Origin of the sequence: Methylocella sp., assembly GCA_037200525.1 — a bacterium.
Lineage (GTDB): Bacteria > Pseudomonadota > Alphaproteobacteria > Rhizobiales > Beijerinckiaceae > Methylocapsa.
Genome location: JBBCGG010000001.1, coordinates 2,969,339 through 2,983,319, shown reverse-complemented (window position 1 = coordinate 2,983,319; position 13,981 = coordinate 2,969,339). Strand labels below are relative to the sequence as shown.

Annotated in this window: 8 protein-coding genes and 2 pseudogenes; 8 read left to right on the top strand and 2 right to left on the bottom strand. The window is 56.6% G+C overall.

The annotated features are described in order from the left end of the window. Positions 1 to 85 precede the first annotated feature (85 nt). The 3 genes from WDN46_14620 to WDN46_14610 are packed head-to-tail and all read left to right on the top strand — an operon-like array spanning position 86 to position 4,561. Complete coding sequence (locus WDN46_14620; GenBank protein MEJ0094612.1) at positions 86 to 1,822, top strand: ABC transporter permease subunit; 1,737 nt, start codon at positions 86 to 88, stop codon at positions 1,820 to 1,822. A gap of 9 nt (positions 1,823 to 1,831) precedes the next feature. Then, positions 1,832 to 3,166 (top strand): nitrate/sulfonate/bicarbonate ABC transporter ATP-binding protein, encoded by a 1,335-nt coding sequence (locus WDN46_14615; protein ID MEJ0094611.1) that lies wholly within the window; start codon positions 1,832 to 1,834, stop codon positions 3,164 to 3,166. A gap of 12 nt (positions 3,167 to 3,178) precedes the next feature. Continuing rightward, the gene (locus WDN46_14610) at positions 3,179 to 4,561 is read left to right on the top strand and encodes a multicopper oxidase family protein (protein MEJ0094610.1); all 1,383 of its coding nucleotides are present in this window, start codon (positions 3,179 to 3,181) and stop codon (positions 4,559 to 4,561) included. Between the two features lie 29 nt (positions 4,562 to 4,590). On the opposite strand, the pseudogene WDN46_14605 reads toward WDN46_14610, so the two are convergent. After that, positions 4,591 to 4,887, bottom strand: a pseudogene (locus WDN46_14605) (magnesium transporter). Between the two features lie 412 nt (positions 4,888 to 5,299). Here WDN46_14605 and WDN46_14600 point away from each other — a divergent pair. The 5 genes and pseudogenes from WDN46_14600 (at position 5,300) to WDN46_14580 (ending at position 13,297) form a co-directional block, all read left to right on the top strand. Then, positions 5,300 to 6,235, top strand: a complete 936-nt coding sequence (locus WDN46_14600) for a polysaccharide deacetylase family protein (GenBank protein MEJ0094609.1) — start codon at positions 5,300 to 5,302, stop codon at positions 6,233 to 6,235. Between the two features lie 147 nt (positions 6,236 to 6,382). Continuing rightward, a pseudogene (locus WDN46_14595) lies at positions 6,383 to 7,413 on the top strand (amidase). A gap of 73 nt (positions 7,414 to 7,486) precedes the next feature. After that, complete coding sequence (locus WDN46_14590; protein ID MEJ0094608.1) at positions 7,487 to 7,858, top strand: hypothetical protein; 372 nt, start codon at positions 7,487 to 7,489, stop codon at positions 7,856 to 7,858. Between the two features lie 2,096 nt (positions 7,859 to 9,954). Then, positions 9,955 to 10,530, top strand: a complete 576-nt coding sequence (locus tag WDN46_14585; GenBank protein ID MEJ0094607.1) for a recombinase family protein — start codon at positions 9,955 to 9,957, stop codon at positions 10,528 to 10,530. A gap of 1,321 nt (positions 10,531 to 11,851) precedes the next feature. Next, a complete protein-coding gene (locus tag WDN46_14580) occupies positions 11,852 to 13,297 on the top strand; it encodes a primase-helicase family protein (protein MEJ0094606.1) in 1,446 nt (481 codons plus the stop codon). Positions 13,298 to 13,587: 290 nt separating this feature from the next. Here the strand turns inward: WDN46_14580 and WDN46_14575 are convergent, their stop codons facing one another. Next, entirely contained in the window at positions 13,588 to 13,842 is a 255-nt protein-coding gene (locus tag WDN46_14575) for a hypothetical protein (protein MEJ0094605.1), read from the bottom strand. Positions 13,843 to 13,981: the final 139 nt, after the last annotated feature.

Below are 13,981 nucleotides of genomic sequence, written 5' to 3'. Positions count from 1 at the left end.
GCGGCGTCTTTTGCTGTCTGTCGGTCCACGTCCACCCGCCATCATCGTCCAGAGTCCTCACCCGCCGACGCTGTAGAAGGCCGCCATGCTGTCTCGCTTCGTCCCGTTCACTTCGCTCGGCCGCAAAGCGCTGCCCAATCAATATGACCTGCTCGCCTTTGCGTTCGTCGTAGCCGCCTTCATCACGGCCACGCGCGTTTCCAGCGGCCTGACCCTGCCCCTCGAGGCGCCCGAATCGACCATGGTTTCGCTCGATTATGCGCTGCTGCCTTATTACGCGCTCCGCACGACCTTGCGGATGTTCGCGGCCATGGCGGCTTCTCTCGTCTTCACCTTCATCTATGCGACTTTCGCCGCAAAAAGCCGCCGCGCGGAGTTGGTGCTGATACCGCTTCTCGACGTTCTGCAATCGGTTCCGATTCTTGGCTTTTTGTCATTTACCGTGACTTTCTTCCTTGGGCTATTTCCGGGCTCTATTTTTGGGGCCGAATGCGCCGCGGTCTTCGCGATCTTCACGTCGCAGGCCTGGAACATGGCTTTTTCGTTCTACCAGTCGCTACGCAATGTGCCGCGCGACCTCAATGAGGTGGCGCGGGGATTCCAGCTTTCCGGATGGCAACGATTCTGGCAATTGGATGCGCCCTTCGCAATGCCTGGCCTGATCTGGAATATGATGATGTCGATGTCAGGAGGCTGGTTCTTCGTCGTCGCCGCCGAGGCTATCTCCGTTGGCGATACGACAATCAAACTTCCTGGCATCGGCTCCTATCTCGCCCTCGCCATCGAACAAAAGCGCATCGACGCCGTCATCGCGGCGATCATCACGATGTTCATTGTGATCCTCGCCTATGATCAATTTCTGTTTCGGCCGTTGGTCGCTTTCGGCGCGCGCTTTCGCGTCGAGCTTTCGGCGAGCCAAACTCAGGAAAAATCATGGGTCGCGCAAGTTTTCAAACGGGCGCGATGGGCGCGCGCCTTGATGCGCGCTCCGACCCAATTTTTGCAAAGCGTTTCCCTGTGGCGTCTTGAGCTTCCGGCGCGCTCCCTGCGCGATGCGCCGCCAAATCCACGCCTCAGCCGGATCGTCGATGTCTTGTGGGCCAGCTTCATCGGCCTCATCGCACTGTGGGCGAGCTGGCTCATCGTCGATTACGTCCGCCAGGAATTATCTTGGAGCGATCTTTGGCAGGCCGTTGTGTTTACCCTCTTCACCATGGCTCGGGTCGTTTGCATGCTGATCTTGGCGACCCTCGTGTGGGTGCCCGTTGGCGTCTGGATCGGGCTGCGGCCAGCGATCGCGGAAAAAGTTCAGCCGCTGGCGCAATTTCTAGCTGCCTTCCCGGCCAACGTCATTTTTCCAATCGCCGTCATTCTCATCCTGCGATTTTCACTAAATCCCAATATCTGGCTGAGCTTTTTGATCGTATTTGGCACGCAATGGTACATTCTCTTCAACGTCATCGCCGGGGCCTCGGCCTTCCCCAACGATCTTAAAGAAGCGGTCTCGAACTTTCGCATTCGTGGTTGGGATTGGTGGAAACGCGTCATCATTCCGGCGATCTTCCCGTTTTATGTCACCGGAGCGCTAACGGCGTCCGGCGGCTCATGGAATGCGGCGATCGTCGCCGAGTACGTCCATTGGGGCGACAACACGGTCATGGCGCAAGGAATCGGATCCTATATCGCTAAGGCGACAGCGGATGGCGATTTTCCCAAAATTGTGCTCGGCGTCGCCGTGATGTCGATCTTCGTTATTTTTTTCAATCGCCTGCTGTGGCGGCCGCTTTTTGGCCTAGCCCAACGGCGTCTACGGCTGGATTGAGGAAGACTCATGCTCGACAATCACTCAAAGATCGCGCTCGAACCGCGTAAAACTCTGCTTCAAGTCAAGAACGTCAGCCAGAACTATCTGACGGGGTCGGGCGAGCAGGGACCGGCCGTTCTCGAAGATGTTTCCCTCACTTTGAAGGAAGACGAAATCGTCGGCCTGCTTGGGCGCTCGGGTTGCGGCAAATCTTCGCTGCTGCGCATCGTCTCCGGCCTCGTCAAGCCCGCCAGCGGCGACGTCAACTATCTTGGCCGTCCGGTCGAAGGTCCCGTCGATGGCGTCGCCATGGTGTTCCAGAGCTTCGCCCTGTTCCCCTGGCTCTCGGTGCTCGCCAATGTCGAACTTGGCCTGCGCGCTAGAAAAGTGCCGAGTGACGAAGCGCGCCGGCGCGCCCTGAAAGCGATTGACCTCATCGGCCTCGATGGCTTCGAATCAGCGTTTCCCAAGGAATTGTCCGGCGGCATGCGCCAGCGCGTCGGATTTGCCAGGGCGCTTGTGGTCCATCCCAATATCTTGCTGATGGACGAGCCTTTTTCGGCGCTCGACGTGCTGACCGCCGAGACCCTCCGCACCGACCTCCTCGATCTTTGGGTTGAAGGCCGCATGCCGATCAAGTCGATCCTGATGGTCACCCATAATATCGAGGAGGCGGTTTTGATGTGCAATCGCATCATCATCCTATCCTCGAATCCAGGCCGCATCGACGCCGAAATTCAAGTCGGCCTGCAACATCCCCGCAACAGGCTCGATCCGGAATTCCGCCAATTGGTGGATAAGATTTATGCGCTGATGACGAAACGGCCGGAGCCGGCGCCGCTGAGCCGCGATGGCGCGTTCCCCGGCCTTGGCTTCGCTATGGCGCTGCCGCAAGTCTCAACCAATACGCTCGCCGGCATGATCGAAGAAATCGCCGCCGAACCCTATAATGGCCGCGCCGCCCTGCCCGAGCTCGCCGACAGTCTCCAGATGGAAGTAGACGAGCTCTTTCCCGTCGGCGAAACTTTGCAGCTGCTGCGTTTTGCCGAATTCGAGGAAGGCGACATCAAGCTGACGCCAGCCGGCGCCCGTTTCGCCGATGCGGAAACCGATGTGCGCAAAAGGCTCTTCGGCGACCATCTGCTGTCCTATTTGCCTCTCGCCGCCCGGATCAAGCTCATCCTCGAAGAGCGCCCGAGCCATACTGCCCGGTCGACTCGCTTTCTGGAGGAGCTGGAGGATTATATGTCCGAGGAATATGCCGAAAAAACCCTCAAAAGCGTCGTTAATTGGGGTCGCTACGGCGAGCTTTTCGCTTATGATGAAGCAACGGAAACGTTTAGTCTCGAGAACCCGCAGTAGGGACGGTCGGAGATGCTCAATCGGCGGCGATTTGTCGGCGCTTCGCTCGCGACCTGCGCAGCTTCCTTCGCCCGCGCGCAAACCAGCGAGCCGGCGCCGACGATTTTGCGGCTGGAGCGCCGCAGCATTGAAGTAAACGGCAAGGCCGCTTCTATTCTCGACATCCGGCAGCCGGACGGCGCGCTCGGCATCGAGACGGAAATCGGCAAGCCTTTCCGCGTCCGGGTCGAAAATCGCCTCAACGAGCCGAGCCTCATCCACTGGCACGGGCTGACGCCGCCCTGGCGCCAGGATGGCGTCCCTGGCATATCTTCGCCGCCGATCGCACCGGGCGAGTCCGCCGACTATGACTTCCCGCTCGCCTTCGGTGGCACCTTCTTCATGCACTCGCATGAAGGGCTGCAAGAGCAACTGCTGATGGCGGCGCCGCTGATCATCCGCGACAGGCAAAAGCCCAGCCAGCAGGAATTCGTCGTCGAGCTTTCCGATTTCAGCTTTACGCCGCCCGAAGAGATTTACGCGCAGCTGCGCAAGCCAACCGCCATGGCGGGAATGACGCCGATGAAGATGGGCGGCGACGCCAAGCCCGACCTCAACGACGTCAAATATGACGCCTTCCTCGCCAATCGCCGCACTCTCGCCGACCCCGAAGTCGTGAAGGTCGAGAGCGGCGGCTCTGCGCTGCTGCGCATCACCAACAGCTCGGCGATGAGCGCGTTCCACATAGAGTTGGGCGAACTTGAGGGCGACCTCGTCGCGGTCGATGGCCATGACGTCGCTCCAATCAGGGCGCGGAGCTTTCCGATCGCGGTTTCGCAGCGCTTGGATATCAGCTTGACGTTCCCGCAAGGCGCGGGAGCCTATCCGGTGCTAGCCACGCTCGAAGGCGAGCGGCGCCAAACGGGCGTCGTTCTCGTCGCGGGCCAAGCCGAGGTCCGGCGCATTCCCGATCTTGCCGACGCCGCTTCAGCCCCGCTGAACCTCGACCTGGAAAGCCGCCTTCGCGCGATAGATCCCCTCGCGCCGCATGCGGCGGACCGGGTCCACACGCTGAACTTGACCGGCTCCATGTCGGGGTACCAATGGACGATCAACGGCGTCGCCTGGACTAAGGAGGTCCCGCCGCTGCCGGTCTTCGCGGGCGAGCGCGTCGAACTCATCTTCGTCAACCAGACAATGATGCCGCATCCGATGCATCTGCACGGACATGTTTTCCAGGTCGTCGCCATCAACGGCGAAAGATTTGCCGGAGCGATGCGCGACACCGTGATTGTTCCGCCGAAGACCGCCGTCACGGTCGCCTTCGACGCCGATAATCCCGGTTGGTGGGCTCTTCACTGCCACCTGCTCTATCACTTGGCGGCGGGCATGTTCACGACGATTCAGTACTTCTGAGCGCGCCTCGCCCATTCCGGTTGAAATAATTACCCCAGCCGGAACCACAACGTGGCGATGCCAAGGAATGACGCGTAGCCGACAACGTCGGTCACGGTCGTGACGAAGGCCCCCGACGACACTGCGGGATCTATGTCGAACCGGTCGAGCAGTTCCGGGATGAGAATCCCGCCGAGCGCTCCGGCGACGAGATTGATCAGCATGGCGAGCGCGATGACGACGCCAATTCCCGGCAGGCCAAACCAGATGCCGGAGACGACGCCAGTCAGCACGCCAAAGGCAAGGCCGTTCAACGCCCCGACCAGAGCCTCGCGCGCAACAACCCGCGCCGCATTGGCGCCCCAGCAATTCGATGAATTTTAGCCGCTGATCGGAATTGAGCGCGACAAGCAATGCGCCAAGATCCGCTTCGTGCAGATGGCCCGCAAGCGCCAACGCGTGATCGGCGTCGTTAGCCTCAATCGCCGCCGCGACGTCATGCAGAAAATCGGGCTCGATCCCGCCATCCTCGCCATAGATCGCAGCGACGTCGCCGGAGAGCCGATCATGAACGGTCGCAGATGGGTCCTGGTCTTTAATGTCGGCCATGTATCATCCTGTCCAGTCGATCTGCTTATTGCGGTTCATAGAGCGCTTTTAAGACCAAGCAAAATCAGGAAGGCGCACCCATTGTTCTCGGCATTGCCAATCCCACCTTAAAGCGAACGGTTTGGGGGCGCCGCAATGACCGCAAAGCCGATGCTTTGGAAGTGGGAGCCAATTTTCTTTGGCTTCATCCTTTGCCTCATCGGAGCAGGCGTAGCCGCCGCCCCCTGCCCGCCCGATGCCCTCGGCGTCGAGCGCACCCTGAAACTCAGCGCGCAAGGCGGCTGGCAGGTTGGTCTGAAATCCTATCCACAGACCTTGGCGCTCGAAGATCATGAGGTTGTGCTAACCTTCGACGACGGTCCCAGCGCCGGTACAACGGAGAAGGTGCTCGACGCTCTGGCGGCGCAATGCGTCAAAGCGACTTTTTTTCTCATCGGCCGCAATGCGCAGGCGTTGCCGAGTTTAGTTCGGCGCGAAATCGCCGAAGGACATACCGTTGGCCATCACAGTTTTTCGCATCCGGCGGCGACGCTGCGGCGAATGAGCGAGACGGCGGCGAAAGAAGAAATAGACAAAGGCATTGCGGCCGATGATGCGGCAGCCTATGGAGCCGCTGGAACCGCGCCGAAAACTCCATTTTTTAGATTTCCTGGATTCGCCGACACCCCAGCGCTCGATGCTTGGCTGTCCTCCCGCAACATTGCGGTGTTCGGCGCCGATTTCTGGGCCTCCGACTGGTTGCCGATGAGCGCCAAGACAGAGCTGGCGCTCGTCCTGTCTCGCCTTGAGCAAGAGAAGCGCGGCATTCTGCTCATGCACGATATAAAGGCGCAAACGGCGGCCATGTTGCCGGATCTGCTGCGCGAGCTGAAACAGCGCGGTTTCAAGATCGTGCATATTGCGCCGGGCGACGACCCGCCGCCGCTCCGTGCGGCCCCTCCCGGCTGGACATCCGAAACCGAAAAGATCATCGCCAGCGTTTTTGCGAGAGAAGCCGGCGGCAGCCCCAAGCCCGGCGACGCGCCGGCCAAGGACGCCCCGCCAGAAAACAGTTCAGCGCCCCCCACCGCGAAGGCGGCGAAGTAATTCCATTATATTGAGGTTACATATTGAGGCCGCTCGCCGCTTCAATGGGTCAGCGGCATTACACTCGTAGCCGTCCTCCGGCCGCCGGACATAATGCCGTAAATCGGCGAAGGCAAAATTCGCCCGTCGAAAAGGGAGCGATTGCGAATGACGCCGAAAGAGTATCGGACCCACGACGCAACCAGCCTCGCAGAGCTGGTGAGGACGAAGCAGGTTACCGCCGCCGAGCTGCTCGAAATCGCGCTTGACCTTACAAAGCAGAATGCGCGCCTAAATTTCATCGCCGTTCCGATGACGGAAATCGCCCGCAAACGCGCGAAAACCCAACTCACTGGCCCCTTCGCCGGCGTGCCCTTCCTCCTGAAAGATTGGAATCAGGAATATGCGGGGCAGCCCGTCACCGCCGGCTCCGCCGCCCGGAAAGATTGGATCGCTGACCGGAACAGCGCCTATACCGATCGCTGCCTGGAAGCGGGGCTGGTGATCTTTGGCCGCACCACGACGCCCGAACTCTGCATCAAAGCCGTCACTGAAAGCCGCTTTTACGGCCCAACCCGCAACCCGTGGGATATTGGCCGCACACCGGGCGGCTCTTCGGGAGGCTCCGCGGCATCTGTCGCCGCCGGAATCCTGCCGATGGCGGCGGCTCCATCCGAAGTCCCGCCAGCTATTGCGGTCTGTTCGGTTTCAAAGTCTCGAGGGGCCTGGCGCCGCCACAAGCCGAGGAAATCTGGGAAGGATCCACGACCGAAGGGGTGCTGACCCGAAGCGTGCGGGATTCAGCCGCCATGCTAGATGTGCTGGCCAGCCCGGATCCCGACGGTCCTGATATCATGCGGCGTCCGGCGACGCGTTTCGCCGATGCTCTGCGCCCGTCTGCGAAACGCCTCCGCATCGGACTTTCCACACGCTCGCCGGTCGATGCGCCAGTGCATCCCGAAACTCTCGTCGGCATTTATAAGACCGCGCAGCTCCTCACCGATCTCGGCCATTGCGTCGAGGAGGCGGAGCCCGCCACCGGCTACAAAACTCTCGCCCACAGTTTCCTCACGCTGCTGATTGGCCAGATCGCCGCGGCGATTCACGCCACGCGCGTCCAAACCGGCGCGCCGGAAAGCGCTTTCGAGCCCGAGACCCGTCTGCTCGGCAAATTAGGCCGCGCCGCATCCGCATTCTGAATATATTACCGCGCACGACGCCTGGGCAGGCATAAGCCGCGATCTTGCCGCCTATTTCGCCAGCGGCTTCGACGTGATGCTATCGCCCGTCACCTCCGGCCCCGCGCCGCGGATCGGCGAGCTGGACCTGCCAGCCCTTCAGCGCGTCATCCTGCCATTGCTACTCGCGCTGCCCATCGGCGAGTTGCTCCATAAAAGCGGGATCCTCAACACGATGGCAATAGACGCTCTCGCCGCCACCCCGTTCAACATACTCTCGAACCTCACCGGGACGCCGAGCATGTCGGCGCCAATGCACTGGGCCGCTTCTGAACCGGGCGCACTGGAGATGCCGTTCGGCGCCCAATTCACCGCCCAGCTTGGCGATGACGCACTATTGTTCTCGCTCGCCGCCGAACTGGAACAGGCGGCGCCTTGGGCGAACCGGCGACCGCCGGAAATTTAGGCCAAGCTGATGCTTTATACGCTGGATGCGCTTCGATGAACCGCGAGCGCCCGGCCGCGACTGCCTCTGAATGAGCGCGACAGATCCTCGCGATTGCCATTCCCGCACCTTCTGATCAGGTGCGGGTAAAAGTGGTGCGGCCAAGAGGCTCAAGCCTTACGGTGGTTCAGCGCTAAGCATTTGAAATAACACAAACTCTAACGGGGACACAAGGGCCTGTAATACCTAATGTAACACCTACTGCTGACTGCCAAAAGTCCGGCTCCACGAGCAATGCATCATTTTTCTGAAAGCACAGTTTGCCGCTAGCGCAATGATGCTATTCGAGCTTAAGTGTAGACTTGCGGCACCAAGGCATGGAAGCCATGGATCAAAGGTTCGGAGAGCAAGATGGGGCTTGAGTCAAACGCGAACCTTAAACCACTTTATTCTGGCATTTTGGTTCTTTTATTAAGCAATTCAGCCTTTGCTAATAGTCACATCGACCTCCAATGCTCTATACGAGCCACCCATAGTGACCAATCTAATTTAAGCATTTTAGTTGATACGAATCAAGGCTCCGCAAGGATGTTTCCTATGTATTACGGCGGAGCATTCTACATAGATACAATTAATGATCAACTTATAATATTACACACAGACACCCTTCTTCCAGTCAATACTGGCGTTGACCCGTTGAATCCTGTGGAATCCATTGGCCGCGTAGTGGTAAACATCGACAGATTCACAGGCAGTTTCAGCATGAGCACTCCGCACAATCCGCTTGTGGCGAGATTTGAGGGTCAATGCTGGTCGGCGCAAAAGCAATTTTGACGTATTGTGGGCGAGCGTAGCAAGCTACTGAAACAAACCCGCGCCCGGGCTAAGGTATCCCCGGTTTTCAAAAGGCACACCACATGTTTACGAAAGGGAGTGGGGGCGCTTGGGAATTCTATAGCTTCAACACCACACATCCGTGGCGAACAACAACTCGCAGTCGAAAGCTAATTTTTTGAAATGGGGTGGAGCGATGGGACCCATTGGGAATCAGGTGGCCACCTGGGACCCCTATCCCTACCCTGGGTCGCTTTCGTATCCGATCGAATCCAAAGTCCTTGCCTAATCACGAGTTGATCAACAAACGTCATCATGATCGTGGTGTGCGGCTATGCATGATTCGGAAACGACTGGCCATTCGAAGAAAGGCCGACTTGACGCATGAGATAGAGCCAGTCTCCTAATGGCAACGAAATTACGAGTCGGCCCACTCCTTTACACAAGCGACATTTCATAGCTGGTGAACGGTAGATGCCGAGGATTCAAACAAGCGGCAGGAAACCCGACTGATGTCTCAGCAGGCCATCGTCATTCTCGGCATCGTAGGATCGATTTGCGGAATAATCGCTTTTATATGGCCTTTTTGCGCCTTTGTGCTTGATCGATTTGTTCGATTTATTTTTCCTCACAGTATTAAATTAACTGAGTATAATATAACTACCACGGCGCGGCAGATTATATACATTGATTTTCTGTATAATGACCAAAGGATGATGATCCTATTCGCATCTATATCTGTTATTCAATTTATTTTTGGCTTCATAATCTTTTTTTGCGCCGCATTTATACTTTTAGAGAATTTAATACCGTCTGTACTTTTAGCATATTACGTCATCGTTCAACCTATATGCTATATTCTCCTAGTTTTTGGGTTGCTTCACATGTTGTCTGCTCGCACGTATCTCCTTTCAGTTTGGCACGCTAGGAGATCGGCAAAAAAATACCTGGCCACGATCAATAGAACCGCTAACCGAATAGGCACAGATTTTATGCTGGAGCTGCGAACGGAAGCTGCAAACCTGTCCGCAAACGGAGCATGGAACTCTAACCGACCCGATTTCGATCCGGGCCGCAGAGGAGAGGCCCTGAAACAACTGCGGAAAATCTCTCCGCGGTTAGAAATTTAGATAAGCCGGAACCTTCACTATCAATAGACCAAGCCCTAGTGATTCGTCCCTAGCCCTGCCATTTAGACTATCACACAAATACAATTTGACTTTTGATAGCTTATCGATCACAGTGTCCTCAGGCCTAGTGATGGGCAATGGGGGATTGAGACAATGATCGTTGGCTATGGAAGGACCTCCACAACAGACCAGAAAGCGGGCCTGGAGGCCCAAGAGCGAGAGCTGTTGGCCGCTGGAGTCGAGAGACTTTTTCAGGAGCAAACCAGCTCCGTGGGGCCGCGCAAGGCGCTTGAGGAGGCCTTGGGGTTCCTGAGGGCCGGCGATGTGCTGGTGGTGACCAAGCTCGATCGGCTAGCGCGCTCGGTGGCGAATCTTGGGGACATCGTGGCGCGGCTTGAGAAAAAGGATGTGGCGTTACGGATCCTTGGCCTCGGATTGGACACCTCGACCCCTACGGGAAAACTCATGCTGAACCTGCTGGGGTCCATCGCGCAGTTTGAACGCGAAATCATGCTGGAGAGGCAACGCGAAGGTATTGCCAAAGCCAAAGACGCCGGAAGGTATCTGGGCCGGAAGCCCACGGCGAGGGCGAAGGGGGCGGAAGTTCATGCGCTGGCCGCCAAGGGACACACAAAAGAAGCCATCGCTAAGGAGCTTGGAATAGGTGTTGCGAGCGTCTACAGGGTCCTGAAGCGCGTGAAGAGCCCGACAGAGGCAATGGCAGAATGATAGCAGGGGCTTACGGTCCCTGGTCGAAAAATACGTGACACCTACACATAACCCGCCTTGTGAGAAACCTTCGGCCCGATCGACGAGAAGGAAGCACGCAGAACGCGCTGCGGTGCCAGAGACGGTACTGAGCAAGTGCCTTCATTCCAGTAGACCTGAGGCAGCCAGCGACCTCCCTCACGCACCATTTCGATGAAGCAGGGCCGAAAGCGTGAAATCGATAGCATTGGCAATAGATTAGCTATCGAAAACAGGTTGGCACCCTGCTTAGTGAGGAACCATCGGAATTTTAATAGAGACCGCAGTTTAACATATAATCTTTGTTGAATTAGCCTGCGCTAGCCTCCGATCGAAAGATTGGGGGCTTCTTTTTGCCTGAAGATATCAAACAAAGCAGACACCAACCGGAAAGTAATCATTATGAAAAACACAACGAACACCACAACCACTGCCGAGACCAATAGCGTAGTTATCTTTTTGCGCGTGAAGCCTTCGTTGGCCCAGCGGCTGCCCGATGTCCAGAAGATCCTGGGCAAGCAATTGGGGCGCAAGGCTACATATCCGAGAGTTTTTGAGTTTCTGCTCACGAAGTTCCTAGAAGGTGTTCCTTCTGCATCTCATGAATAAGCGTAGCAACGCTAAGTTTCCCTAACTTACTGGCGTGCCTAATCGCACAGCATAGCTTCCGTTTTACACATATAAGCAAATGTATCCTTGGGTGACACACGTCGCCTGAGGTTTCTCTCTTTGTCATGACAATGCAGCTCTGAGGGGCGCAGCGGAGGAACACAGTACATGGACCCAAGTGTCGCAGACACGTCTGCTTTTAATTACCTTTTGAACGGCTCCAGGCCGCAAAACACAACTTTTCAGCCAGCATCCATCAGCAGCATCTTGGGAGGCATTAGCGCCGCGCTGGCCGCGAGGGATCAGCCTGCACCTGAGGTGGACCTTAGCCAAGCCCTTGGCGGGGCCGCTGGTGGGCAAGCGTACCAGTATGCCAGCATTCCGCACGGCAGCCTTTACACAGATCCGCAAGGGGTGCGGAGGCAGCGAAACGTGTTCTCGGACCCGAAGATACCTGGAGAAGCCTTAGGCGCTAGTGCAGCTGGGGGGACACCATGACAAGCAGTCGGAACACAGTGGGCCTCAGGGTTTACATAAGGTCTGACCTACTTGAGACCCTTACAGGGCTAAGTGGAAATTCACTGTCATCATTAGTTAACGCCTCGATCGAGGTAGCACTGGAAAACCCAAAAGCAATTAAGGCCACGGCAGAGAACCATGGTTTTGCGAGAAGCGCTAAGGACGCGAGCAACCAATGTCTAACAACACGAAACTAATTGCGCCAACCACTGCCCAGGCCCTGCTTGATGCAGGCAAGGCCGTTCGCGCGGGATCACGTGAACACAAGAGAATGATGGAAGGCCTTTGGGAAAAGCTTGCCAAGAGGTTTGCCTATATAGCCAGCGCCGGCAAATGGGCCGATAGGGATACTGGGGCCGATAGAAGTCTCATGCCAGATTGGGCGCTACAGCGACTCGTGGATGTGGATTTCTCGACGCCCGTCCCAGTGCTGAGCTATGGCCGCAAGGATGGCCGCGTGGTGCTCTCAAAAGATAGCCCACAGGTGGCCGAAGTTGGCGAGATGCTCCATGAACCGGGGGAGTTCGATAAAGATACGCTCAGCCTCACTCAGCGGCTTGTGGTGAGCTATTGGGATACTTTTCCAGGGCAGCCGAGGATTGTGCAGCTAGAGAATGGAACCCGAGTGCTCAACCTGTGGTCAGAACCGCGCGTGAAAGCGATCAAACCTGAGATCTACACCGAGCCGCGATGGTTCCTGGACGTTGTCGAAAGGTTCTTTGGGGAACACATTACAGAACGTGAATGGTTTCTCGATTGGTGCGCGCACATGATATGCCGCCCGTCAGTCAAGATGCCTACCAGTGTATTGCTCATTTCGGCGCTTAACGGCGCTGGAAAGAACTTCATTGCTGAGGCGCTTAAACACATGGTCGGCGAAAGGAACACCAAATCAGTAGTGGCAAGTTCATTGAGTGGTAATTTTCAGTCATTCATACCGGGTACATCTTTGGTTGTTGTTTCAGAACTCTATGAAGCTGGCAACTATTCGTTTGCTGATAGGTTAAAAACTCTGCAATCTGAGGATGAAATCTTCGTAAATATCAAATTTGGACCCCAGGAAAACATTAAGAACATGTGTCATTTTCTGGCCTTCAGTAACAACCCAATGCCAGTGCGGCTGGAGGAAGGCGATAGGCGCTGGTTCATCTTCGCGAGCCCCCAGGAAGAAGCCATGAGCGCTGACTGGTGGTCCGACAAATGGCAATACCTCAAGAACCCAAGGGGCGGCTTGCCTAACCTAAGGGCCTTGGGATGCCTGAGACGGTGGTTTGAAATGCGCATGGGAGACATTGAGCGCACGGACCGCTTTGAGGCCTTCGGACGGCCACCCGTGACGGAACACAAACAGGACATCGTTGAGGATAGTCGCAGCGTGTACTACTTGCGGCTCAAGGAGCTAATGGCAACCGGCGAGCTTCAAGTTAAACCGCACGGACGCATTGGGCTCGGGGATATCTATGAGCAAATCGTGGAGAAAGATCCTAGGTTCAACAGGCCACCGGCTGGGCAAGCGGGTTCCGACATGAAGGCCTTAGGGTTCGTTCAAAAGCGAACCACTACCGAGCGCTATTGGATGGCTCCGGTTGACTACATTCCAGCGCCGGGCATGGACATTTAGTCTGCTTTGGTAAGCTAAAGCCCAGTCGAGCAGTAGGGATCGGCGGGGAGCATTAGGCGGGCTAAAGGTGACGAAAGCGGGCCTAGGGGTGCGGAAGTTGCTCCCTAGGCCTCATTCTGTATTCAATGTATATTCCCTATGTATTCCAAGTGGATAGCAGGTGTTTTTAGGGCAGGTAGGACAGAGTAGTATATTTACCCCCCCTTTTGCCCGTCATCGCGTGTCATTGGTACTTTTTGGGACCTTCGTCGATACACCAAACGTAGCTTATTCCGCCTGAATTGGTAGTATTAAGCGGCCTTAAGCTGATGCGCCTTGTGCGCCTCCTCGGCACTCCACAAGAGCACAGGCTCACCTTCCGTGGGCGCTGAATGGATCTCAGAAATATAGGCTCCAAATGCCCAACCATCGCCCGCATTTGGGGCACTATCGAACAAGGTGTTCGCCTGAGCATAGGCAAGCTCCTGGGCTTCCTCCAGACTATTCGCCTTGATGGGGAACCTGTGTTCCGTAGGAATAATCACGGTAACGTTAAACATAGTCATGGGTGTGTTTCCAGTTGTTGGATCGACACTGGACAGATGCGTTTCATCTCCAGCCGATAGCCACACAACTACACATTTTTTGCTACCGCGTCAATGATTATTATTTAGAATAAAGTATATCCACTGACACTGAATATCA